At 55.2% G+C, this 20,733-nt stretch carries 17 protein-coding genes and 2 pseudogenes; 5 read left to right on the top strand and 14 right to left on the bottom strand.

The genetic code is table 11. From position 1 onward, the window contains the following. Positions 1 to 2: 2 nt before the first annotated feature. From ACZ46Y_RS08310 to frdA, 6 genes are all read right to left on the bottom strand, one after another. Positions 3 to 1,193, bottom strand: a complete 1,191-nt coding sequence (locus ACZ46Y_RS08310; protein ID WP_311957143.1) for an efflux RND transporter periplasmic adaptor subunit — start codon at positions 1,191 to 1,193, stop codon at positions 3 to 5. Positions 1,194 to 1,458: 265 nt separating this feature from the next. Next, on the bottom strand, positions 1,459 to 3,006 hold the full coding sequence (locus ACZ46Y_RS08305; protein WP_311957141.1) for a BCCT family transporter: 1,548 nt from the start codon (positions 3,004 to 3,006) through the stop codon (positions 1,459 to 1,461). Between the two features lie 229 nt (positions 3,007 to 3,235). Beyond that, positions 3,236 to 3,613, bottom strand: coding sequence for a fumarate reductase subunit FrdD (gene frdD, locus ACZ46Y_RS08300; RefSeq protein WP_311957138.1), 378 nt, complete (start codon positions 3,611 to 3,613; stop codon positions 3,236 to 3,238). After that, positions 3,613 to 4,011, bottom strand: a complete 399-nt coding sequence (locus ACZ46Y_RS08295) for a fumarate reductase subunit C (RefSeq protein WP_311957136.1) — start codon at positions 4,009 to 4,011, stop codon at positions 3,613 to 3,615. The genes frdD and ACZ46Y_RS08295 overlap by 1 nt, the downstream gene beginning before the upstream one ends. Before the next feature lie 23 nt (positions 4,012 to 4,034). After that, positions 4,035 to 4,754: a succinate dehydrogenase/fumarate reductase iron-sulfur subunit gene (locus tag ACZ46Y_RS08290; protein WP_311957133.1), complete on the bottom strand. Its 720-nt coding sequence runs from the start codon at positions 4,752 to 4,754 to the stop codon at positions 4,035 to 4,037. Between the two features lie 2 nt (positions 4,755 to 4,756). Beyond that, positions 4,757 to 6,535: a fumarate reductase (quinol) flavoprotein subunit gene (frdA, locus tag ACZ46Y_RS08285; RefSeq protein WP_311957131.1), complete on the bottom strand. Its 1,779-nt coding sequence runs from the start codon at positions 6,533 to 6,535 to the stop codon at positions 4,757 to 4,759. A 241-nt stretch (positions 6,536 to 6,776) separates the two neighbouring features. Here frdA and ACZ46Y_RS08280 point away from each other — a divergent pair, with 241 nt between their 5' ends. Together ACZ46Y_RS08280 and ACZ46Y_RS08275 are read left to right on the top strand one after the other, a co-directional pair. Continuing rightward, positions 6,777 to 8,198: an anaerobic C4-dicarboxylate transporter gene (locus ACZ46Y_RS08280; protein WP_311957128.1), complete on the top strand. Its 1,422-nt coding sequence runs from the start codon at positions 6,777 to 6,779 to the stop codon at positions 8,196 to 8,198. A gap of 26 nt (positions 8,199 to 8,224) precedes the next feature. After that, positions 8,225 to 10,096: an aspartate ammonia-lyase gene (locus tag ACZ46Y_RS08275; protein ID WP_446497138.1), complete on the top strand. Its 1,872-nt coding sequence runs from the start codon at positions 8,225 to 8,227 to the stop codon at positions 10,094 to 10,096. Positions 10,097 to 10,155: 59 nt separating this feature from the next. On the opposite strand, the gene ACZ46Y_RS08270 is transcribed toward ACZ46Y_RS08275, so the two are convergent. From ACZ46Y_RS08270 to ACZ46Y_RS08245, 6 genes are all read right to left on the bottom strand, one after another. Continuing rightward, entirely contained in the window at positions 10,156 to 10,767 is a 612-nt protein-coding gene (locus ACZ46Y_RS08270; protein WP_311957125.1) for an ABC-type transport auxiliary lipoprotein family protein, read from the bottom strand. After that, complete coding sequence (locus ACZ46Y_RS08265; protein WP_311957123.1) at positions 10,764 to 11,702, bottom strand: MlaD family protein; 939 nt, start codon at positions 11,700 to 11,702, stop codon at positions 10,764 to 10,766. Before ACZ46Y_RS08265 ends, ACZ46Y_RS08270 begins: the two co-directional genes overlap by 4 nt. Positions 11,703 to 11,704: 2 nt before the next feature. Then, on the bottom strand, positions 11,705 to 12,514 hold the full coding sequence (locus ACZ46Y_RS08260; protein ID WP_376717596.1) for an ABC transporter ATP-binding protein: 810 nt from the start codon (positions 12,512 to 12,514) through the stop codon (positions 11,705 to 11,707). Continuing rightward, positions 12,508 to 13,620, bottom strand: a complete 1,113-nt coding sequence (locus ACZ46Y_RS08255; protein WP_311957119.1) for an ABC transporter permease — start codon at positions 13,618 to 13,620, stop codon at positions 12,508 to 12,510. Before ACZ46Y_RS08255 ends, ACZ46Y_RS08260 begins: the two co-directional genes overlap by 7 nt. A 425-nt stretch (positions 13,621 to 14,045) precedes the next feature. Further along, on the bottom strand, positions 14,046 to 14,372 hold the full coding sequence (locus ACZ46Y_RS08250) for an antitoxin Xre/MbcA/ParS toxin-binding domain-containing protein (protein ID WP_376717595.1): 327 nt from the start codon (positions 14,370 to 14,372) through the stop codon (positions 14,046 to 14,048). A gap of 24 nt (positions 14,373 to 14,396) precedes the next feature. After that, a complete protein-coding gene (locus tag ACZ46Y_RS08245; protein ID WP_311957117.1) occupies positions 14,397 to 15,284 on the bottom strand; it encodes a 5'-methylthioadenosine/S-adenosylhomocysteine nucleosidase in 888 nt (295 codons plus the stop codon). Positions 15,285 to 15,516: 232 nt separating this feature from the next. Here ACZ46Y_RS08245 and ACZ46Y_RS08240 point away from each other — a divergent pair. From ACZ46Y_RS08240 to ACZ46Y_RS08230, 3 genes and pseudogenes are all read left to right on the top strand, one after another. Continuing rightward, a pseudogene (locus tag ACZ46Y_RS08240) lies at positions 15,517 to 16,266 on the top strand (IS30 family transposase); the annotation flags it as partial. A gap of 111 nt (positions 16,267 to 16,377) precedes the next feature. After that, positions 16,378 to 17,574: an IS4 family transposase gene (locus ACZ46Y_RS08235; protein WP_311882096.1), complete on the top strand. Its 1,197-nt coding sequence runs from the start codon at positions 16,378 to 16,380 to the stop codon at positions 17,572 to 17,574. Continuing rightward, positions 17,562 to 17,876 (top strand): annotated as a pseudogene (locus tag ACZ46Y_RS08230) (IS30 family transposase); the annotation flags it as partial. The gene ACZ46Y_RS08235 and the pseudogene ACZ46Y_RS08230, both read left to right, overlap by 13 nt. A 225-nt stretch (positions 17,877 to 18,101) precedes the next feature. Here the strand turns inward: ACZ46Y_RS08230 and ACZ46Y_RS08225 are convergent. Beyond that, positions 18,102 to 19,055, bottom strand: coding sequence for a thioesterase family protein (locus ACZ46Y_RS08225; protein ID WP_311957460.1), 954 nt, complete (start codon positions 19,053 to 19,055; stop codon positions 18,102 to 18,104). Then, positions 19,042 to 20,730 carry an AMP-binding protein gene (locus tag ACZ46Y_RS08220; protein WP_311957461.1) on the bottom strand — a complete coding sequence of 563 codons (1,689 nt, stop codon included), beginning with the start codon at positions 20,728 to 20,730 and terminating at the stop codon, positions 19,042 to 19,044. Before ACZ46Y_RS08220 ends, ACZ46Y_RS08225 begins: the two co-directional genes overlap by 14 nt. Between the last annotated feature and the right edge of the window lie 3 nt (positions 20,731 to 20,733).

Here is a 20,733-nt window from a genome sequence, read left to right as displayed (position 1 = left end):
GCCTAATCTCCCGACTCATCGGTCAGGCCGGCACGGGGATTCCCCGGTTCGGCGGTGACAGTCATTCCGGGACGCACCTTCTGTAGCCCCTGGAAAATCACATTTTCCCCGGCACGCAGCCCCGATTCCACAACCCAATCGACCTTGCGGCGGTCGCCAAGCTTGACTTGACGACGCTCGACCTCGCCATCACCGTCGACCACCAAGACCTGGTAGCCTTCTTTATCCTGCTGAACCGCGGCCTGGGGGATGACCAGACGTTTTTGCGGCTCGCTATCGGATATCAGCGCCGTCACGAATTGCCCGGGGCGCAGCACGCCCTCCGGATTATCCACTACCGCGCGCATGGCTAGCGTGCCGGTTGATCGGTCGACTTCGCTTGCTACATAGTCCAGCCGGCCTCCCTGCTCGTACAGGCTGCCGTCCGACAGGCGCATGCGAAGGCGATAGTCATCAATATCTGCCTGGTCGTCATCCGCCTCGCGCCGCCGCTGGATAAAGCGTGTGGTTTCGCGCTCGCTGACGGTAAAGTCGACGTAGATGGGGTCCAGCTGCACGATCGTGACGAGCACACCGCTGTCTGGTCCAATCAGGTTGCCAACATCGACTTGGGCCTCGCTGATACGGCCGGCGATGGGCGCATGGATCTCGGTATAACCCAATTGCAGCTCGGCCGAATGCTGTCGGGCGCGGGCCTGCTCCAGCCGGGCTTTGGCGGTCTGCACGTCGTTGCGCGCCGTTTCCATATCCGAGGCTGCCACGCCACCGCTGGCCACCGACTTCAGACGATTGAGGTACTGATTGGCCTTGTCATGACTGGCCTTGGCTTCGGCCGCGCTAGCGGCCGCTGCGGCCGCTTCGGCCTCGTATTGATCCGGCTCAATCTCGAATAATAGCTGACCCTCTTCGACGTGTTCTCCTGCTGTGAAATTACGCGTCACCAGCGGGCCGGAAACGCGCGCACGCAGCTCCACCCGATGTACGGCACGGGTACGTGCCACCTTGGACTCGCCAGCGCTTATCGAACGCTCGACCACCGGCGCTACCAGCACGGCAGGCGGCGACGCCTCGGTGTCGTCAGAGGTTTGTTCGGCATCTGAGCAGGCAGCAAGCACGAAGCCCATCAGCATCAGGCTGGCAAGATTGAGCAGCTTGGTGAAAGACGTAAATACAGGTCTGGCAGAGGTTCGCATCGTGACTTGGCCCCCAAGGCGCGGTGTATGGCTGGGTTCTTCGCATTCCGCGCTTTGGCGGCAGTGGTAGCCCTAGCGAGGAGAAGGAGTATAGTGCAGCCGCCTACTTACATACAAGAATGTATGCCCGGCTACTGCTGCGAATGCTCAGTCGCTTATCAGCTGGGGCATGCCCAGGATGGCACCGACGATCTATCCGGACTTTGACTTTCATGAAGTGGCTCCGGTGTGGCGGAGCCACCAGTCGGTGTGCAGGCAAATAGCATTATTCAGCCTCTTGGGCAGAAGGCCCGGACTGCACGTCGGCGTTCGCTTCCGTACCGGCATCCTGGGGGCGTACGTAAGGGCGACGCAGGGCGATGCTCAGCGCCGGGATGAACGTCAGCAGCAGCAGGCCGAACGGCAGGCCGCTGGCAATGGCCGCCGACTGGAGGGTGTCCAACCCGCCGGCGCGCAGCAGAAAGGCGGTGACCAGCCCAACCGCCGCGACCCAAAAGAAGCGCTGTCGCCAGCTGGGGGCGTTGCCGTTTGACGTTAGCGTTGACACCACCAGGGCGCCGGAGTCGGCTGAGGTGACGAAAAATATCAGCACGACCAGTACGGCCACCCCCGTGGTGAAGGTGCTCAGCGGCAGGTAGTCGAGCAAGCGATAGAGGCTTTCGTCAGGGGCAACGGTAACGGTATTGGCAAACCCGGCATTCTCGAACAGCTCCAGAAACAGCGCGTTGCTGCCAAACACCGTCATCCACAGAAAGTTGAAAAGGGTCGGGACAAAGAGGACGCCAAGCAGGTATTCACGGATGGTCCGGCCCCGAGAGACCTGGGCGATGAACATGCCGACAAAGGGAGACCAGGAGATCCACCAGCTCCAGTAGAAAATGGTCCATTGCGACTGCCAGTGGGTACCGCTATAGGTCTCGTTCCAGGTGGATAGCTTGGGCAAGTCGTTGATATAGCCGCCCAGATGCTCACCCAGCGCCTTGAAAATAAACAGCGGCTCGCCGGCAAATAACACAAACAGCATCAGGCTGGCCGCGACGACCAGGTTCAGTTTGCTGAGTAGACGGACGCCGTTGCCCAGCCCGCTGAGCACGCTGACCATGGCCAGCGTACACACCACGCCGATAACGCCAAGGTTGAGCCCCAGGCTGGCGTCCAACCCGGTTAGCTCGGCGATGCCGGCACTGGCCTGGCTGGCGCCAAGCCCCAATGAGGTGGTAATACCAAAAATAGTGCCAATCACGGCTGCCATATTCGCCACCCAGCCCAGGCGGCGTGCCCAGGCAGCGGGCAGGAGTTCGCGTAGCGGCGCCTCAAAGCTGAGCTTGTGACCGGCGTTATAATGGAAGAAGGCCAGCGTCAGCCCTACGAGGGCGTAGATGCCCCAAGGGTGCAGCCCCCAGTGAAGAAACGTCATCTCCATGGAAAACTGGGCGGTAGTGGCATCGCTGCTTAAATAAGGACGGAACGAGGCGTAATGCTGCAACGGTTCGGAAACGCTGTAGAACAAAAGCCCGATGCCCATGCCCGCGGCAAACAGCATGCCAAACCAGTCAAGGCGGCTGAACTCGGGGCGTGCGTCGGGCCCGCCCAGGCGAATCCGGGCCAGCGGCGTAAACAATAGGTACAAGGCAAACAGCAGCACGGCGTTTATGATGAAAATAAGAAGCCAGCCGGTAGAGCCCGCCATGATGCCCTGTAGGCGTGAGAACAGCGTGGCTGCCGTGTCCCCCTGCCAGCCAACAAAGATCAGCAGCAGGGCAATGATGGTGGCCGAGACGATAAATAGGCTCATTTTCTTGAGCGATGGCATGGTGTCGGGCTTCCGTAACGTCATCGTGTTGTGCGCAAGGGTCGGCTGTTTTTAGAGAATGGAAATCCTGGCGCGGCAGAAGTGGCGTATTATATCAGAGAATTAGTATGTATTGTTACGTTTGGTGCTTAACGTTAGATGTATGTCCCAAAAAAGATGAAGCCAGAAAGGGGGGCGGGATAACCCAAGGCCTTCCGCCCGCAGCGCATAGCACTGCGGGCGGAAAGTGTTAGATATTGCTGGAAAGTATTCCCAGCAGCACCAGTAAAAGCGCAAGCAAGCTGAACAAGGTCGCAATGCTATAGGCGATGGTCTTGTTCGTTTTGTCACTGCCCAGCTTCAGATCATGCAGACCGTGACGAATACGGTGCATCGCATGATACAGCGGGAGGCAGATGACAGCGCCAACGAACATCAGGCCGAAAAAGCTGAACAGCATCGCGCGGCTGCGCTCGAAATCAAACGTTTCTGTTGGCAACACTCCCAGGGGAAATAGCAGGGCAATAAACAGAATGGCGGCTGGAACGAATACCGCAAAACAGACACCACCGGCGCTGAATAAGGCCCACCAGACAGGCTCGGCACTTTTCTTGATGCGATGTTCCATTACATGCTCCTTCCGATGAATACCCAGGCAAATAATACCGTTACCAGCAGTACGGCAAGCCACTGCCCCAGGACGATCCATTTCGCTGGCAATAATCGTTCCTTTACGCGAAGCGGCATAACTCGTGGGAAAAGCGTGAAAAATGTGGCGGCGTGGAAAAGGCTGGCAATGAAAGCCAGTAGATTAATCGCGATGACAACGGGATTTTGCATGAACTGTTGCCATCCTTGCCAGCTATCAGCCCCTTGCAAGAGGCAGTATATCCCGGCGAGTAAGCAAGCAATGAAAAAAACCAGCGGCAGGACCGTAGCTTCGCGGGCCATATAGGTCATGAAGTAACGGTGCTTTAACCACCAGGTGCGTTTAAGTTCGGGAAAATGTCCTGTTGATTTGTCCATGAAAGCCTCCTGCAGTTGAATAGCTAGCCTTTGAATAAATTGATCAAGAGATCTTTGGCCGATTCGACTTTGCCCTGGTTTATGGCCGCCGCTGGGTCAACATTTTTCGGACACACTTCTGAACAGTAACCGACGAAAGTGCAGGACCAAACGCCTTCGTCACGATTCATTTGTGTCAGGCGTTGCTTTTTACCCTGGTCGCGGTTATCCAGGTTATAACGCTGTGCCAGCGTCAGCGCTGCCGGCCCCAGGAAGCCGGGGTTAAGGCCAAACTGCGGGCACGCAGAGTAGCAAAGCCCACAGTTGATACAGTCGGAAAACTGCGCGTATTTGGCCATTTGCTCCGGGGTTTGATTATGGGGCTCTGCGCTTTCTTCCGACTCATTGATCAAATAAGGCTGAACGGCGGTCAGGTGCTCAAGAAACAGATCCATATCGATAATGAGGTCTTTCATTATGGGGAAGTGCGCCAAGGGTTCTATCTTGACGGTTTCCGGATATTCCCTCAAAAAGCTTTTGCAGCCCAGCTTTGGCACCCCGTTAACCATTACGCCACAAGAGCCGCAAATAGCCATGCGACATGACCAGCGATAGCTCAAGCTGGCATCTTGCTCGTCCTTGATATAGTTCAAGGCCTCAAGGATAGAGGTGCTGTCGTCATAGGGAACGTCGAAGTCCTGCCAGAATGGCGCCTCGCTCTGCTCGGGGAGATAACGTTGAATACTAAGCCGTTTGGTCGTCATTGCTATGCTCCTTTGCCCGCATCGCCATAAGCGCGCACCGCTGGCGCCGAGAAGCGAGTATCTACCTCTTGCCAGCGCAGCTCTGCAGGGGCGTCGGTTTTGAAGAACACCAGGCTGTGCTGCAAAAAGTTGATGTCGTCACGCTGTTGAAGGCCTTCGTCGAGGCGCTGATGGGCGCCGCGGGATTCCCGACGGTGTAAGGCGGCCAGACAGGTCGCCTCCGCAATATCCAACCCAAAGCCCAACTCGATGCACAGCAGCAATTCGGTGTTGTAAGCTTTGCTTCGGTCATTCAGCTGAATATCGTGATACCGTGACTTGAGCTCACGGATAGTGTTCAAGGCACCTTGCATGCGCTCCTCATCACGATAAACGCCGCAGCCATCCTCCATGGCCTGAACCATTTCGCGCTTCAGTTCAACCCGGTCTTCCGTGCCGCTGGCCTCACGTAGCCGGTCGATGTGTTGCCGCTTGGCTTGAAACTGCCGTTGAAGCGACTCGAGGTCGGCGAAGTGGGTAGTGGCTGCCCGCTGGCTTGCCTGTTCGCCTGCCAGGCGGCCAAAGACCAGCAGCTCCGTCAGTGAGTTCGATCCCAGCCGGTTAGCACCGTGCAGCCCCACGGAGGCGCACTCCCCGGCGGCATACAGCCCCTTCAGACGAGACTCACAGTTGGCATCTGTCTCAATGCCACCCATGGTGTAATGTACCGCCGGGCGAATCGGAATGGGCTCGTTGACCGGGTCAATATTGATATAGGACTTGGCCAGATCACAAATGAAGGGAAGGCGCTCATATAGGTAATCCTTACCCAGATGGCGCAGGTCGAGATAGACCACGTCGCTGTCAGCGAAGCGTCCGGTACGTCCTGCCTTTTGCTCCTGCCAGAACGCTTGGGACAGCTTATCGCGTGGCCCGAGCTCCATGTATTTGTTCTTCGGCTCCCCCAGCGGCGTTTCCGGTCCCAGCCCGTAATCTTGCAGATAACGGTAGCCGTCCTTATTCAAGAGTAGGCCACCCTCTCCGCGGCACGCTTCGGTAATCAGAATGCCCGTACCCGGAAGACCGGTAGGATGGTACTGTACGAACTCCATATCGCGTAGGGCCACACCGCTACGGTAGGCCATGGCCATGCCGTCCCCGGTCACGATGCCGGCGTTGGTATTGAACTGAAACAGGCGCCCGGCGCCACCGGTTGCCATGATCACCGATTTCGCGCGCAGCAAAATCAATTCGCCCGTGGCGACCTGTAGGGCAATAACGCCGGCAACAGCGCCGTCGACTGTTGCGACGTCAAGTACGAAATATTCGTCAAGACGTTCAATTTCGGGATATTTCAACGACGTCTGAAACAGGGTGTGCAAGATGTGAAAGCCGGTTTTGTCCGTTGCAAACCAGGTACGAGCCGTTTTCATGCCGCCAAAGCGACGCACCTGCACGGTACCATCCGCTTTACGGCTCCAGGGGCATCCCCAGCGTTCCAGCTGCACTAATTCCTGGTGGGCGTGACGGACGAAGTAATCGACAACCCCCTGTTCAGCAAGCCAGTCGCTTCCCGAGACAGTGTCTTCAAAGTGAGCTTCTAACGTATCTTCATCGCTGGTAACGGCAGCGGCGCCACCTTCCGCCGCGACCGTATGAGAACGCATGGGATATACCTTTGACAGCATCACGATGCGCTGCCGTTCCCCCTTGTTTCTGCCACTTTCTGCAGCGGCAATCGCGGCGCGTAATCCTGCACCGCCGCCTCCTACGATCACGATATCAACGTCTTGATGTTGCATAGCGGCTCTCGTCGGTTATTCGGTGATTCAGTCAGGCATGCGAACACTCTCATACCCGTCTATTAGAAATATTTGCATATAAAATAATTTCTTTCATTCCAAATAGAAATAAACTGGATAAATATTGATCTGGATCAATTTAAACTAATTAAATAGTGGATACGGTAGCAATAGGTAAAATATTTGAGCAAAAAATGTAGACCGGTTAATCGACAACCCATGGAGGCGTGACGATTACACTATGGACTGGATATTTCTCCTTGAACTTCTCACTGTGCTGGCCGTTATTGCACTGGGCGCCCGCAAGGGAGGCATCGCTCTTGGTATGTGGGGTGGCGTGGGCCTGCTTATCCTGACGGTGGTGTTCCGCGAGCAGCCTGCCGCACCACCAATTAACGTAATGCTGATTATCCTGGCGGTGATCAGTGCGGCAGCGGTAATGGAAGCCGCCGGCGGAATCAACTGGCTGGTAAACGTTGCCGAACGAATCATTCGCCGATACCCCAAGCACATCACCATCGTGGCACCGCTGGTTTCCTATTTGTTCACCTTCGGTGCCGGTACCGGTCATATTTTCTATCCGTTGCTTCCGGTCATCCATGACGTCGCTCACGGTAGCGGGATCCGGCCCGAGCGCCCGATTGCGGTCTCGACCATTGCTTCACAGCAGGCGATCACCGCCAGCCCGGTTTCCGCAGCGATGGCGGCCATCATCGTGATACTGGAATCCGAGGGCATGACGCTGGCGACGATTATGGCGATTTCTGTGCCCGCCACAGTGATGGGGATCGTATTGGCGGCGCTGATTTCCTACCGCCGCGGGAAGGAACTGTCAGAGGATCCGGTGTTTCAGCAGCGAGTCAGCGAGGGACTGGTAGAACCGATTCCCGAAGGACCCAGCGATACACAGGCTTCACAGGTTGCCGGATCTGAGAAGAGCCTTGTGACAGCCAATACCGCTACCTCGGACACTGCGGTGACTGATAAAGAGCCTGCCGAGTCTGTTCGGCCGTGGAAAGGCCGTGTTAGTGCGTTGATTTTCCTGCTGGGCGTAGCCTCCATCGTTGTACTGGGCTTCTTTGAGGGCCTGAGGCCAGCCTTTCCCGATACCAGCGGTGAACTGGTGCCGCTATCCATGTCTTTGACAATCCAGATCACGATGCTGGCCGTGGCAGCGATCATCCTGATGATCTGTCGGGTAGACGTTGAGGCTGTCCCGCGGGCTGCCACCGCTCGGTCCGGTCTGGTGGCACTTGTGGGTATTTTTGGGCTTGCCTGGCTCGGTCAGACGCTTATCGATGCCAATCAGGAAACCGTGGTGGGCGGACTTGGCAACATGGTAACTGCTGCCCCCTGGACCTTCGCCATCGGCTTGTTTTTTGCCTCGGTGCTGTTATTCAGCCAGGCCGCTACTACTCGGGCCTTACTGCCCCTGGGGCTGGCGCTAGGTATCGGTGGTCCCCAGCTGGTTGCCATGTGGCCGGCCGTTAACGGTTACTTTTTCCTCCCTACCTACGGAACGATCCTTGCTGCCATCAGTTTTGATCGCAGTGGTACTACCGGGATCGGCAAGTTCGTGCTTAACCACTCCTTCATGCTCCCCGGGCTGGTCGCCACTATTGGCACCGTCATTATCGGGTTGCTCATTTCCCAGGTCTTTTGACCATCGCGATTATTAGGAGAAGCGAGATGAACGTTAATGAAGTGTCCACTCAGGATCTTACTTCAGGGACTCAAATCGGTGATGCTGATCAACATATCGTTGATATGTTGCGCGAATATGGTGATGTCCAAACATTCTCCAGTGGTGACTGGATCAGCCAGGAGGGAGTGCCCCGGGAATGGTTCGGGGTCCTGCTTCAGGGCGAGTTGGAATTGCTGCACGGTCGCTATGCCGACATACGGCGTGTAGGGCTGCTGGGGCCAGGGGCCATGGTCTTTGAAGGCTTTCTCATGGGCGACCCCAACCCGCATCGGCTCTCTACTCGGGCGATGGCCGCTGGCCAGCTTTTGGTGCTGGATGCCGCCGCCAAGGAACGCCTACAGCAAGGGCAACCGGATTTTTGGCATGAGCTTATTCTACGCGTGGCAACACGCCTGCGTGCGCGGCTACGTGGCACCACGACCCGAATGGTCGAACATCGTGAGCCCGAATTTGCGATTGGCACGACCCGGGTAGAACACGACTCCCTGGGAGAGCGAGAGATTCCCGCCGATGCCTATTACGGCGTTCAGACGCTGCGAGCCATGGAGAACTTTCCCATCTCCGGGCATCACCTGGATGACTACGGTAATCTTTGTATCGGCCTGGCCATGGTTAAAAAGGCGGCCGCGCAAACCAACCAGGAGCTGGGTGTACTCGAGGCCGATAAGGCGAAGGCCATCGCGACGGCGTGTGATGAGATTATCGGGGGAAAACTGCGGCGACACTTTGTGCTGGATATGATTCAAGGTGGTGCCGGCACCTCAACGAACATGAACGCCAACGAGGTTATTGCCAATCGCGCCCTTGAGTTATTGGGCCATCAGCGTGGTGACTATACCCACTTGCACCCGCTGGACCACGTTAACCTGTCTCAGTCCACCAACGACGCTTATCCCACGTCGGTAAAAGTTGCCGTACTGCTCACCGTTCAGCAGACGCTGAACTCATTGGATGAGCTATCCAGCGCCTTGCGGATAAAGGCCGACGAGTTTGCCGACGTGCTGAAGATGGGGCGTACAGAAAACCAGGACGCCATCCCGATGACGTTAGGCCAGGAGTTTGGGGCGTACGCCGGGATGGTGGCATCTGCTCGCCGCGCGCTTTCGCATGCAACCCTGGAGATGCACGAGATCAACTTGGGCGCTACGGCCATCGGCACCGGACTGAACAGCCCGGCCGGATACGCGCCGCTGGTGGCCGAGAAACTCGCCGTTATCTCCGAGTTGCCCTTGACGCTTGCAAACGATCTTGTAGAGGCTACTCAGGACTCGGGAGCGTTTGCCTGCCTATCCGGCGCCATGAAGCGGGTAGCGGTGCAAGTCTCCAAAATCTGCAATGACCTCCGGTGGCTGTCCAGTGGTCCTCGGGCCGGGCTCAATGAGATTAATCTCCCACCTATGCAGCCGGGCTCTTCCATCATGCCGGGTAAGGTCAATCCCGTGGTACCGGAGATGGTCAACCAGGTTTGCTACCAGGTGATCGGTTTTGATGCGACGATCGGTATCGCCGCGGAAGCCAGCGAGCTTGAGTTAAACATGGCTGAGCCGGTCATGGCCTATGATCTGCTGCAAGGGTTAACTATTCTGAATAACGCCATGATCGTACTTAACAATCGGTGCGTGAAGGACATTACCGCCAATCGGGAAGTCTGCCAGAACTATGTGCAGCGCTCGATCGGCCTTGTCACTGCGCTGAATCCCGTACTTGGGTATGAACGCTCATCGCAAGTGGCCAAGGAAGCGTTGGACACCGGTGGCAGTGTCTATGATCTGGTCCTCGAAAAGGGGTGGCTGAGCCAGACCCAGCTCGATGAGCTTCTAGAGCCAGAGCATATGACCAGTCCCATGCAACCCTGAGTTTAATAAGCCACTGTCAGTTGGCCTCTTGGCCGCAGCTTCGATAGAGCGGGCAGCAGTCAATCATCTGTGTTGGCAAGGGTCCAGTCGACCAGCTGGATTGCAAGCTCGTCAGCGGCCAAGCCGAAAGCGTCGACTACCGACTCAAGTTGAGGAGAATCGCTTTGCTGACGGACGTCGAAACGCCGACTGGCGACCACGTTGCGGTTGCTTTCGTCGAGCAGCTGCACGTCTAGGCGGATGACTGCCTGCGGAGCCTGGTCACCGTTGTACTCGCTTTGGAAGGCGCCGAGATCGCTGCTTAGAGTGAGGTCGCTCTGGACTCGACTGCCTTCTCCTACCACTGTTGCCAGGCGCCCGTCCTGGCGAAAGGCCTCGATGAGACGATCGCGCAACAGCACCGGCGCATCGTCATTCCACCGTGTTCCGGCGTAGACGCTTATTTCCTGGCGATTGGGACGTACCAGAATGCGTGGGCTGGCGAGTAATCGGGCGGCGCGAGGCGTTTCCAGGCGCAGTGTCATGTCAAGCGAAGGCTCAGAAGAGGCAGGTTGCGTTGTGGCGGGTAGCAAGAAGGTACGCTGTGGCGTTTGATCGGGTAGTAGGCTGCAGGCCGACGAGGTTATTAATACGGCAAGGAGTAGAATGCCGAGGCGTACGCGCAAGATCATGGTGTGAACTCCTGGATCGGGTCGCGGCCAAGTAGGAAATCAGCCGGGCTTTCTTCGAGGCGACGTGTAATGCGGTTCAGCTGGCTCAGCGTACTACGTAGCTCGAACATGGCGGGAGCAAGTTCGCCAATGCCTTGCAGGCCCTGGGATAGCGATTCTTCATGTGTGGCGGTGAGCGTTGATAGACGCTCGGTGGTAGTGGCCAGGTCGCGCATGGCTTGGTGTGCAGCTTGCATGATGGGCTGTCCCTGCTCTTCCAGTAATCCGTGGGTAGATTCGCTTAGACGTGCGAAACTCGCCAGGCTCTTTTCAGCCTGTACGCTGGCACGGTGGACTTGGGTCAGCGTCTTGTCGATGGTGCCGCGTTCGTCGACTAGTGACTGCGAAGCGATATCAACGTTGCTCAAAATACGCGTCACGTGTTCGGCATTTTCTTCGGACAGTAGACGGTTCGCCTTTTCCAACAGAGTGTCTACCTGGGTGAAGAGCTCTTCGCTATTAGAGAGCAGCGAGTTTAGCGGGGAAGGTTTGGCCTCGATTAGCGGTGGATGCTCACGGTCGCCTTTTAGGCGGGGACTTTGCGGGGTCCCGCCACGTAATTGTATATTCATGCTACCGGTAATGTTGGCTAGAGCAAGGCTCGCATTGGTGTCTTGCTTGATGGGAATGTCGCTGTAGATACGTACCAACGCGCGTACATGTCGTGGGTCCTCGGGGTCGAGGCTTAATCTGACAACATCGCCGACCTCGATTCCGCTATATTGGACTTTGTTGCCTTCAGAAAGCCCGCTGACGGCCCGGCTGAAACCAACCTCGTAATAGGAGTAATCGTGTTCGACGCTGGTCTTGCCAAGCCACAGGGCAAACAGTAGAGCGCCACCGAGGGTGATTATCGTGAATAGTCCGATCAGCACGTGGTGAGCGCGGGGTTCCATGGTCAGCTTTCCTCGGTAGTGGGGGGAATATGGCGGGCAGCACGTCCCCGTGAGCCCTGAAAGTAGTCGCGAATCCAGTCGTCATCGAGCGTCGAGACTACGTCGAGCCGGCCGGCGGCCAAGACCTTACGGCGTGCCAGCACAGCGACCCGGTCGCAAGTCGCATAAAGGGTATCCAGGTCGTGGGTGACCAAAAAAACGCTGAGCCCAAGGGCGTCGCGAAGGGTCAGAATTAGACGGTCGAAGGCCTCTGCACCGATGGGATCAAGACCGGCGGTGGGTTCGTCGAGAAATAAAACCTCGGGATCCAACGCCAGAGCGCGAGCCAGGGCGGCACGCTTGACCATTCCGCCGGAGAGCTCGGCGGGATAGTTGGCGGCCGCCTGAGCGGGGAGGCCAGCCAGTGCCAGTTTAACCTGCGCTAGCATCTCTGCATCGTCCCGGGCAAGGCCGGCATGTTCGATCAGCGGCAGAGCCACGTTCTCTGCGAGTGTTAGAGAGGTAAAAAGTGCGCCTCGCTGAAAGAGCACCCCGAAACGCCTCTCCACTCGCGAGCGGTCCTGTGAAGTAAGCTGTTGTAGGTCCTTGCCAAACACCGTGATGGCACCAGCGTTAGGGCGCAATAGGCCAATGATACTACGCATTAACACCGATTTGCCGCTGCCCGAGCCGCCTACTACTCCGAGTATTTCGCCTTGCCGCAAGTCTAGGTCAAGGTCTTCGTGGACGACGTGGCTACCAAAGCGGTTTTCCAATCCGCGTACCCGAATCAGCGGTGATTTTATCTGAGCTTCTGTGGCCTGATTCACCAGCCCATCTCCATAAAGAAAAGCGCGGCGGCGGCATCAAGCAGAATAACCATGAAGATCGACTGTACCACGCTGGATGTGGTGTGCTCGCCTACCGACTGAGCGCTGCCGCTGACTTTAAAGCCTTCTTGGCAGCCGATTAAGGCGACCACAAAGGCGAATAATGGGGCTTTGCTTAAGCCAATCACAAAGTGTTTAAGCGGGATGTCACGTTGCAAAATAGCGAGAAACTGGGTCAGTGAGATATCCAGGGCCAGGAGGCAGACCAAGGCACCACCGATCAGCCCGCATAGCATGCCGACAAAGGTGAGTATTGGCATAGTGACCATTGTTGCCAACACCCGGGGGAGCACCAGCAATTCCATCGGGTTAAGCCCTTGGACGCGGATAGCATCGAGTTCTTCGTGAGCTTTCATGGCGCCGAGCTGGGCGGTGAAGGCGCTGGCGGTGCGGCCAGCAACCAGTATGGCGGCCAGTAACACACCAAATTCGCGCAGAAAAGCAAAGGCGACCAGGTTCACTGTATAGATTGTGGCGCCGAAGTCGCGCAGCACAGTGGCGCCCAAAAAAGCCATGACGGCGCCTACCAGGAAAGTCAGCAGGGCGACGATGGGCAGGGCATTGAGACCCGTTTGATGGATCTGTGCCACTAAAGACGTCAGGCGCCAACGGCGCGGCCGCCAGATACCGGTAGCAAGCGTTGCCAGAGCCTGGCCCATGAAGCCCATAAGCTGGCATTGCTGGTGCCAAAATTTTTCGACACGTCGGCCGGTTTCGGCCAGGAAGTCTTTCACGGGCCGGGTAGGGCGGGGCTGAGGAGGGGGGCTTTGTGCCATGGCATCGGCCACGGTATGCAGTAGAGCCCGGCGTTCAGCTGGCAGCGCGGGGGCCCAGTCATCAATGGCCGCGAGCCGCTCGGGGCTAATGAGTTTTGCCAGCAAAGCGGCGCCGGCCGTGTCAAGAGCCCCAAGCTGCGAAAGGTCCAGCGACGGAGGAATTTTCGTCTGTTGCTCAACCTCGCGCCTCAGTCGGGAAAAATGTGCCAGCGTCCAGTCGCCAACAAGGTGTAGGCAGCCATCTGACGGCAAAAGTTGCCCGGGTTGTGTCATACTTCCTCCTTGCCAAGCCATGTGGTCTCTGCTGGCGGAGACCACATGGCTGTTTGAAGATTTGAACGGCGGGAATCCGAAGCCGGGTACGGATTGGTCTATTAAAGCAGTGGACCAGACCGTGATCCCAAGCTAGGAAGAAGCTGGAGCTCGGGCGCCCGGTGGACGAGGCTAAAGGAGGCGGCTGACATAAAAGTTATCGGTTCCTAGCCTTGCGTCATCGTAAACGTTTCGCAATAAACAATCGCTGGTGACATGCCTGTAGCTTCCGTGGTGTGGGTCGTCCCCGAAATACTGGGCCCCAAATCTTGAGCGAATGGAGTCATGAGTGATCTTACCCAGCATTGGTGAACTGGCCGCCGATTGATGACCGTGGCCGGCATTTTCTGCCGCGCGCGGCGGTTGGGCGGAAAGCCGTCGGATTGTTAAAAGCCATGCCTACCGGTTCCTCTGCACATCCAGATAAGCCCGCACCATGTCATGTACAGCCCCACCATACCCCGCTCGTCGATGATCTGCACGGGAGTCGCCCCGTTAAAGGCTCTATTCGGTTGGGTCATCCACCCGTACACCAGCTCGCGGTTGTGAGGGAACAGCAAGCGAAGGGACTTGTGTATGTCCAGGAGTACGCTCGCCCGCTTCAACTTATCCCTTTCATGGGTGAGAGTCTTTTGCTTGTCTTTGGCAAGACCCAGCAGGCTGAGCTGTTCATCAGTAGTGATTTGCCAGTAGGCAAATAGGTTTATCAACATTTCATGGGTTAAGGAAATAAAAGCTCACTTGTTATTTAGTGTTGAAATGTATTCTCGAACTACTTTGTAAACATATTTCTGATTCGCAATTGCTGTATCTGCATTATAAGCGCCTTGGTTTGTTTTATTGTTCGATAAAATGCGAATCGCCAGGAATGGCACTTCGTATGCTTTTGCAATCATTGCAGCCGATGCCGATTCCATTTCCTCGACTGATGTGCCGTAATTTTCATGGAGCCAATTGATGCGATCTATTTCATTATTCCATAGATCAGCTGAACCAATTGTTCCTTTAACTACTTTCCCTTTTTTGTGGTTATTTTTTTCTTGGTTAGCTATGGCCAAAAGCTCTGGGTCTGCTTCATAATAGCGAGCCTTTTCAGCATTTGGGTCTTCACCGGCACTCCCTTCAGAAGCCATAATGTCCATAGGCTTCCAGTTTTTCGCTTCAATACCTTCTCCCTCCGCACGGTCCCCTGTTTTCATGGAACCGATATTAACCGTTCGCTCACCTAAGACAATGTCAAAAACATTGAGAGCCGGGTCATGTCCGCCAGATGTGCCTTGGTTGATAATGGCAGAAGGTTTATATTTATTTATCGCAACGGCAGTTGCTGCTGCCGTATTCTCCATGCCTTTTCCTGTTTTTGAAACAATGACCGGATAATCATCTACTGTGCCTATATAAAATATAAAGGTTGATCCTGATTTTTCTACTTTAACATTCTCCAAGCGACCAGCGAATTCTTTGGCCTCAATTGGCATGGGGGCCTGGACCAATATTGGATGCTTCATTTCGTCTTTTTTCTCGAACTCATCTGCCGAAATTTCTTCTGCCAATGCTACCAAAGATGCTATAGAAATTATGGGTGCCAAAACGCTATTGATAATAGTTATTTTGATTTTTTTCATTTTATTTATCCCTTAGATATATGCTGCATTCGCGATGTTTGATCACAGCGAAAGATTTAAGATAAGCGTAGTGAGCTAACGTTCGGCTCTGTTGAGCCAGAATATACATGCCGACTGTAATTGCCAAGTAAAGTCTGACGGTTCCCCACGAATTTGTGCCATTCGCCGCATATGCCTTCTTATCTGCAGATACTGAGAGTAACACCCGCCTATGTTGCTATGGTGTTGCCCCATGTCATACGTCGAACTCAGCATTGAAGAACGCGCCACCATCCAGGTTAGCCGTGCCCAGGGCATGAGCCAGAGGCACATTGCCTGGATTCTTGAGCGCGCTCCTTCTACTATTTCTCGTGAAGTGCGCCGCAACCTGACTGGCCAGCGTGCGTACTGTGCCCGGCAGGCTCAGCAGCAACGCCAAAGACGGCGTGCGCCATGTCGTCCAAAGCGCAAGCTGATACCCGGCACCGAGCGCTTTGAACTGGTGGCCCATATGCTCCGTCGACGGTTGTCTCCCGAGCAGATTAGCGGCAAGCTCAAGGCCATGGACATACCCGACCTGCGCGATGCTTACGTCTGCCGCGAAACGATCTACAACGCCATTTATGCCTTGCCCGTTGGCCAGCTTCGCAAGGAGCTGATCCACTGCCTGCGGCAGGGTAAATCCACGCGCAAGCCTCGCCGTGGCGAAGTGGATCGGCGGGGCCAGATCTCTGACATGGTCAGTATTCACCTGCGTCCTCCCGAGGTCGACACGCGTGAAATGCCCGGCCACTGGGAAGGTGACCTGATCAAGGGCAAAAACAACGGCTCCGCCGTTGGCACGCTGGTTGAACTGAGCAGCGGCTATCTACTGCTGGCGAAAATGCGTGACGCATCGGCTACGTCAGCGGTTGAAGGCTTCAGTGCGGCGCTAAACCAGATGCCTCTGGCGGCCCGCAAGACGATGACATACGACCAGGGCCGGGAAATGGCGCGTCATGCCTGAGGAATCCCCATGAAATGGGTAATAAAATCAGCATGATAGGATTGAAAAAGCCTGCATGAGTCATGCATGTTGTGAGTTACGACACACAACAACATGCGAAGGAGACCCATGCAGGCCCCTCGATTCTTGCATAACTTGCTGACGTCTTCACTCTCCGTGATCCATGCCAAGCGGCTACAGACCGTCCTCGATACCGTTGGCGCTCTGCTGGGCGAGCGACGTCTGGGATTAACGGCCATTGGCCGTGCGTTGCCGAGCTCGACGGATGCCAAGCACGCCATCAAACGAGTCGATCGACTATTAGGCAACCCTCACCTTCATCAGGAACGACCGCTGTTCTATTGGCTCATGGCCTCGCTGCTGATCGGCCATACAACGCGCCCACTGATTCTGGTGGACTGGTCGCCGATTGATGACCGCGGCAGGCATTTCCTGCTGCGTGCGGCGGTGCCCTTCGCCGGGCGATCGCTGCCCATCTTCGAGAAGGTTCATCACAAGGAAGGATGCCCATACTGTGAAGCCTATCTGCTGGATGCGCTGGCAAGGATCCTGCCCGACAAGGCCACGCCGATCCTGGTGACCGATGCCGGCTTTCGTAACCCGTGGTTTCGGGCCGTTGAAGCGCGCGGCTGGTATATCGTTGGACGGGTCCGTCAGCCCGCCCGTTACCAGGCGTCAGGCGAAGCATGGCAACCCGTGAAGACCCTGTTTCAACACGCGACATCGGAACCGCAGGCGTGGGGCTCCGTCCGGATCGCCGAAAACCATCCGTTCCGCGCTCAGATGGTGCTCTATTATCGACCGCCACGGGGACGTAAGCATCGCAATAAACAAGGCCGGATCTCTCGGGACGGCGGCAGCCGGACGATCGCCCGGCGTCAGCAGGAGCCCTGGGTGCTGGTCAGCAATCTGCCGGACCGCTCAACGCTGGCGAATAAAGTGGTAACGATCTACCGACAGCGCATGCAGATTGAGGAAGGGTTCCGCGATGTCAAAAGTCCCTTGTTCGGGCTGGGCTTCGGCATGCATCAGTCTCGCCAGGGCAAGCGCATCGAGGTCCTGCTGCTGATCGCCATGTTGGCGAACGTGGCCATGATGGTGGCCGGCCTGGATGTCCGAGCCCGGGGGCAACAGCGGCGCTATCAGAGCAACAGTATCCGGCACCGGAGCGTGCTTTCCGTGTGGCGCCTGGGCTTGGAATGTCTTCGTCGTCATCAACCCGACGCCGTGCCTTGGCCTGCTTGGACAACCCTCCGAGCACGACTTCGCGAGGAAGTCAGGGAGCAGAGCCTATGCGGCGAGTAGCAACATATTCGTGGGGATTCGTCAGGCGTCATGCCGAGATCACGCAGCGCTCCGGCGTCGCGATTTACTTCTGTGACCCGCATAGTCCCTGGCAGCGAGGAGCCAATGAAAATATCAATGGCTTGATCCGGCAGTACCTACCGAAGGGAACGGATCTGTCGGTATACAGCCAGGAAGAGCTCGACGCCATTGCCTTCGAGCTAAACATGCGTCCGCGAAAACGTTTTGATTTTAAATGTCCGATTGAAGTGATGAGCGAGGTGATGGCCAAACATCACGAGCGTTCATCAACTACTCAATGAAGGTGTTGCGTTCAGAATCTGCATCCACCCTGTAACATAGATTCACGCGCTATATTCGGACGTATAATTAGTCTATCTCACAGAAGGCTTTACACTATCAAGAGCTGCTAGCGGCGATGAAGGAAGGGCAGGAGCAGCGGCCTGAGTTATTTACGAAACGGATAGTCAATGCATATTGCATCCGGCATATACACTAGAGTTTGGCTTAAGTCGAATAAGTTGAGTTTATATATATTTATTAATTCTACGTATGGTCAGCGTCTGCTCACTTCGGCCAAACATGCCGAACTCATCGTACAATATCGAGCTGGTCAAGCCAATACCATCAACTCCATATTCCTGGGTGGCATTAATCCCTAGCCAGCGGCCCTGAGGTAGTCGTAATAAATTAATATTCAAGTCAACATTCGGAAATATCCAATCGTCGGCTGTAATTCGGTTAGCCACCCCATTAGCCGTATCGACCATTCCCATTATATGCACAAAGGAAGAAGTTTCCTTTCCTTCAATCATATTCAAATCGTTTTTCAACCAAATAATTTCTTGATCTTCTTGCTTATCGATTTTAAATATTATGCTCTCAATAAATCCGCCACCCCATTGCTGCATTCCGTTCCAGCCTTGCATTTTATCAGGGTGAGCAGTGACCGTATTTACCGAGCTGGATATTTCTTGGGTATTACTGATCTTCATGCGCCAACATGTCGCTATGATGCAGGTCCTACCCTCGGCCTCCATGCGGGACTCAATCAATTCTATAGTTCGGCCCGGCCGTATAATTCGAGTTTGAATGGTAAATGGAGAAAACCAGATGACCCCCCATATATCGAGATGAATGCGTCCAATTCGTAAATCACTACGAGGTAGAAATTTCTCTATCTCGGCACATATCACACCGGTGGCAGGGGCCATGTGCTGCTCATGTGCGTTCCATGCACCTTGTGCAGCATGGTTAGGCGCATAGTGGGCGGTAACTACATTCTCAGCGTCCATAGTGTTATCGATGAGACGATAATAAGCTGACATGTATTTTCCTTTATTCAGTGTGAGTTTACGATAATTAAGAGATGGCCCGATAAAAGGCAAGAAAGAAAAGACAGTAGTTAATGATGGTGCCGTGCCCCAGAATTTTGAGGCACGGCTGTTTAGATAAAGAAATTGATGGCTATTTTGAATCATCCATTTCTTCAATGGAAACTTGGCGCATCTTGAACTTCTGTATTTTTCCGGTTGCGGTCATCGGAAACTCGTCCACGAATTTGTAGTGCCGGGGAATCTTGAAGTGAGAAATTTGGCCTTGGCAGAATGCTATCAGGTCGTCGGCATCCACCGGATCAGCATCGGAACGCAGCTGAACCCACGCGACCAGCTCTTCACCGTAAGTTGTGTCGGGAATGCCGGTCACTTGAACTTCGTTGATAGAAGGGTGGGTATAAAGGAATTCTTCCACCTCTTTCGGGTAGATGTTTTCACCGCCCCGAATAACCATATCCTTGATGCGCCCAACCACTTGAATGTAGCCTTCGTCATCCATGATGGCCAGATCCCCTGTGTGCATCCAACCGGCGGAATCGATGGCTTCGCGTGTTTTTTCTTCGTTATTCCAATATTTGAGCATCACGCTGTAGCCGCGTGTACACAGCTCGCCGGTTTCCCCCCGGGGAAGTACATTGCCAGTCAGCACATCGACCACCATGCTTTCTAGGTGCGGCTGGGTGCGACCTACCGTAGTGACCTGTTTGTCAAAAGGATCAAGAGAGCTGGTTTGCGTCGAGACCGGGCTGGTTTCGGTCATGCCGTAGGCGATTTGCACGTCTTTTATATTCATCTGCTCGTTGACTTTCTTCATGACTTCGGCAGGGCAGATGGAGCCGGCCATGATGCCCGTGCGCAGGCTGGACAAGTCGCAGTCGTGAATGGCTGGGTCGGCCAACTCGGCAATGAACATGGTGGGTACCCCGTACAGGACAGTAGCTTTTTCCTGATGCACGGCGTCCAGCACTGCCTTGGGGTCAAACCCCTCTTCTGGATAAATCATGGTAGAGCCATGAGTAATACATCCCAGATTGCCCATGACCATGCCGAAGCAATGATATAGTGGAACTGGAATAACCATTCGGTCTTTTTCGTTCAACCGCTGGCTTTCACCGACAAAAAATCCGTTATTGAGAATATTGTGGTGGGACAACGTAGCCCCTTTGGGATTGCCGGTAGTGCCGGATGTAAACTGAATATTGATGGGGTCATCGAACTGGAGCTGGCTTTGTACTTTGTCCAGTTCTTCCTGAGAAGTGTCCCGGGAAAAGCCGATAAATTGATCCCAGCTCCACATGCCGGCGTGTTGTTCTGTGTCCATATTGATGACGGCACGCAAGTCAGCAAGTCGCTGTGACTTAACCCTACCCGGCGTGCCGGTATGCAACTCAGGAGTAACTTCATAGAGCGTCTGGCGGTAGTTGTTGGATTTAAACTTGTCGGCCGTTACCAGCACGCTGATGCCCGCCAGGTTCATGGCATATTCCAGCTCATGTGCGCCGTAGGCTGGATTAATGTTGACTAGAATAGCGCCAATTTTGGCTGTGGCAAACTGCGTCAGCGTCCATTCATAGCGGTTGGGTGACCAGATACCAACGCGGTCACCGTGCTGGACGCCAATAGCTAAAAAAGCCCTGGCGGCTTCATTGACTTTGGTTACGAACTCTTTGTAAGTCCAGCGAATACCTTGGTGCAGGCATATCAGGGCTTCGTTATCAGGGAACTGACTTGCGGTGCGATCAAGCATTTCACCGATGGTCATGCCCAGTAATGGAGTGGTAGACGTGCCGCTGGTATAGCTTGGGAGAGCCTGATTCATTGT

It is taken from the genome of Halomonas garicola (assembly GCF_055382465.1).
Note: the sequence above shows the minus strand (reverse complement) of the source record. Positions and strands in the feature narration are given on the sequence as shown.

Coding starts and splice junctions, on each gene's coding strand:
- ACZ46Y_RS08235 (WP_311882096.1), top strand. CDS start 16,378: ATGCAGGCCCCTCGATTCTTGCATAACTTGCTGACGTCTTCACTCTCC.
- ACZ46Y_RS08270 (WP_311957125.1), bottom strand. CDS start 10,767: ATGATCTTGCGCGTACGCCTCGGCATTCTACTCCTTGCCGTATTAATA.
- frdA (WP_311957131.1), bottom strand. CDS start 6,535: ATGCAACATCAAGACGTTGATATCGTGATCGTAGGAGGCGGCGGTGCA.
- ACZ46Y_RS08310 (WP_311957143.1), bottom strand. CDS start 1,193: ATGCGAACCTCTGCCAGACCTGTATTTACGTCTTTCACCAAGCTGCTC.
- ACZ46Y_RS08250 (WP_376717595.1), bottom strand. CDS start 14,372: ATGTTGATAAACCTATTTGCCTACTGGCAAATCACTACTGATGAACAG.
- ACZ46Y_RS08225 (WP_311957460.1), bottom strand. CDS start 19,055: ATGATTCAAAATAGCCATCAATTTCTTTATCTAAACAGCCGTGCCTCA.
- ACZ46Y_RS08290 (WP_311957133.1), bottom strand. CDS start 4,754: ATGACGACCAAACGGCTTAGTATTCAACGTTATCTCCCCGAGCAGAGC.
- ACZ46Y_RS08280 (WP_311957128.1), top strand. CDS start 6,777: ATGGACTGGATATTTCTCCTTGAACTTCTCACTGTGCTGGCCGTTATT.
- frdD (WP_311957138.1), bottom strand. CDS start 3,613: ATGGAACATCGCATCAAGAAAAGTGCCGAGCCTGTCTGGTGGGCCTTA.
- ACZ46Y_RS08255 (WP_311957119.1), bottom strand. CDS start 13,620: ATGACACAACCCGGGCAACTTTTGCCGTCAGATGGCTGCCTACACCTT.
- ACZ46Y_RS08265 (WP_311957123.1), bottom strand. CDS start 11,702: ATGGAACCCCGCGCTCACCACGTGCTGATCGGACTATTCACGATAATC.
- ACZ46Y_RS08275 (WP_446497138.1), top strand. CDS start 8,225: ATGAACGTTAATGAAGTGTCCACTCAGGATCTTACTTCAGGGACTCAA.
- ACZ46Y_RS08245 (WP_311957117.1), bottom strand. CDS start 15,284: ATGAAAAAAATCAAAATAACTATTATCAATAGCGTTTTGGCACCCATA.
- ACZ46Y_RS08220 (WP_311957461.1), bottom strand. CDS start 20,730: ATGAATCAGGCTCTCCCAAGCTATACCAGCGGCACGTCTACCACTCCA.
- ACZ46Y_RS08305 (WP_311957141.1), bottom strand. CDS start 3,006: ATGCCATCGCTCAAGAAAATGAGCCTATTTATCGTCTCGGCCACCATC.
- ACZ46Y_RS08295 (WP_311957136.1), bottom strand. CDS start 4,011: ATGGACAAATCAACAGGACATTTTCCCGAACTTAAACGCACCTGGTGG.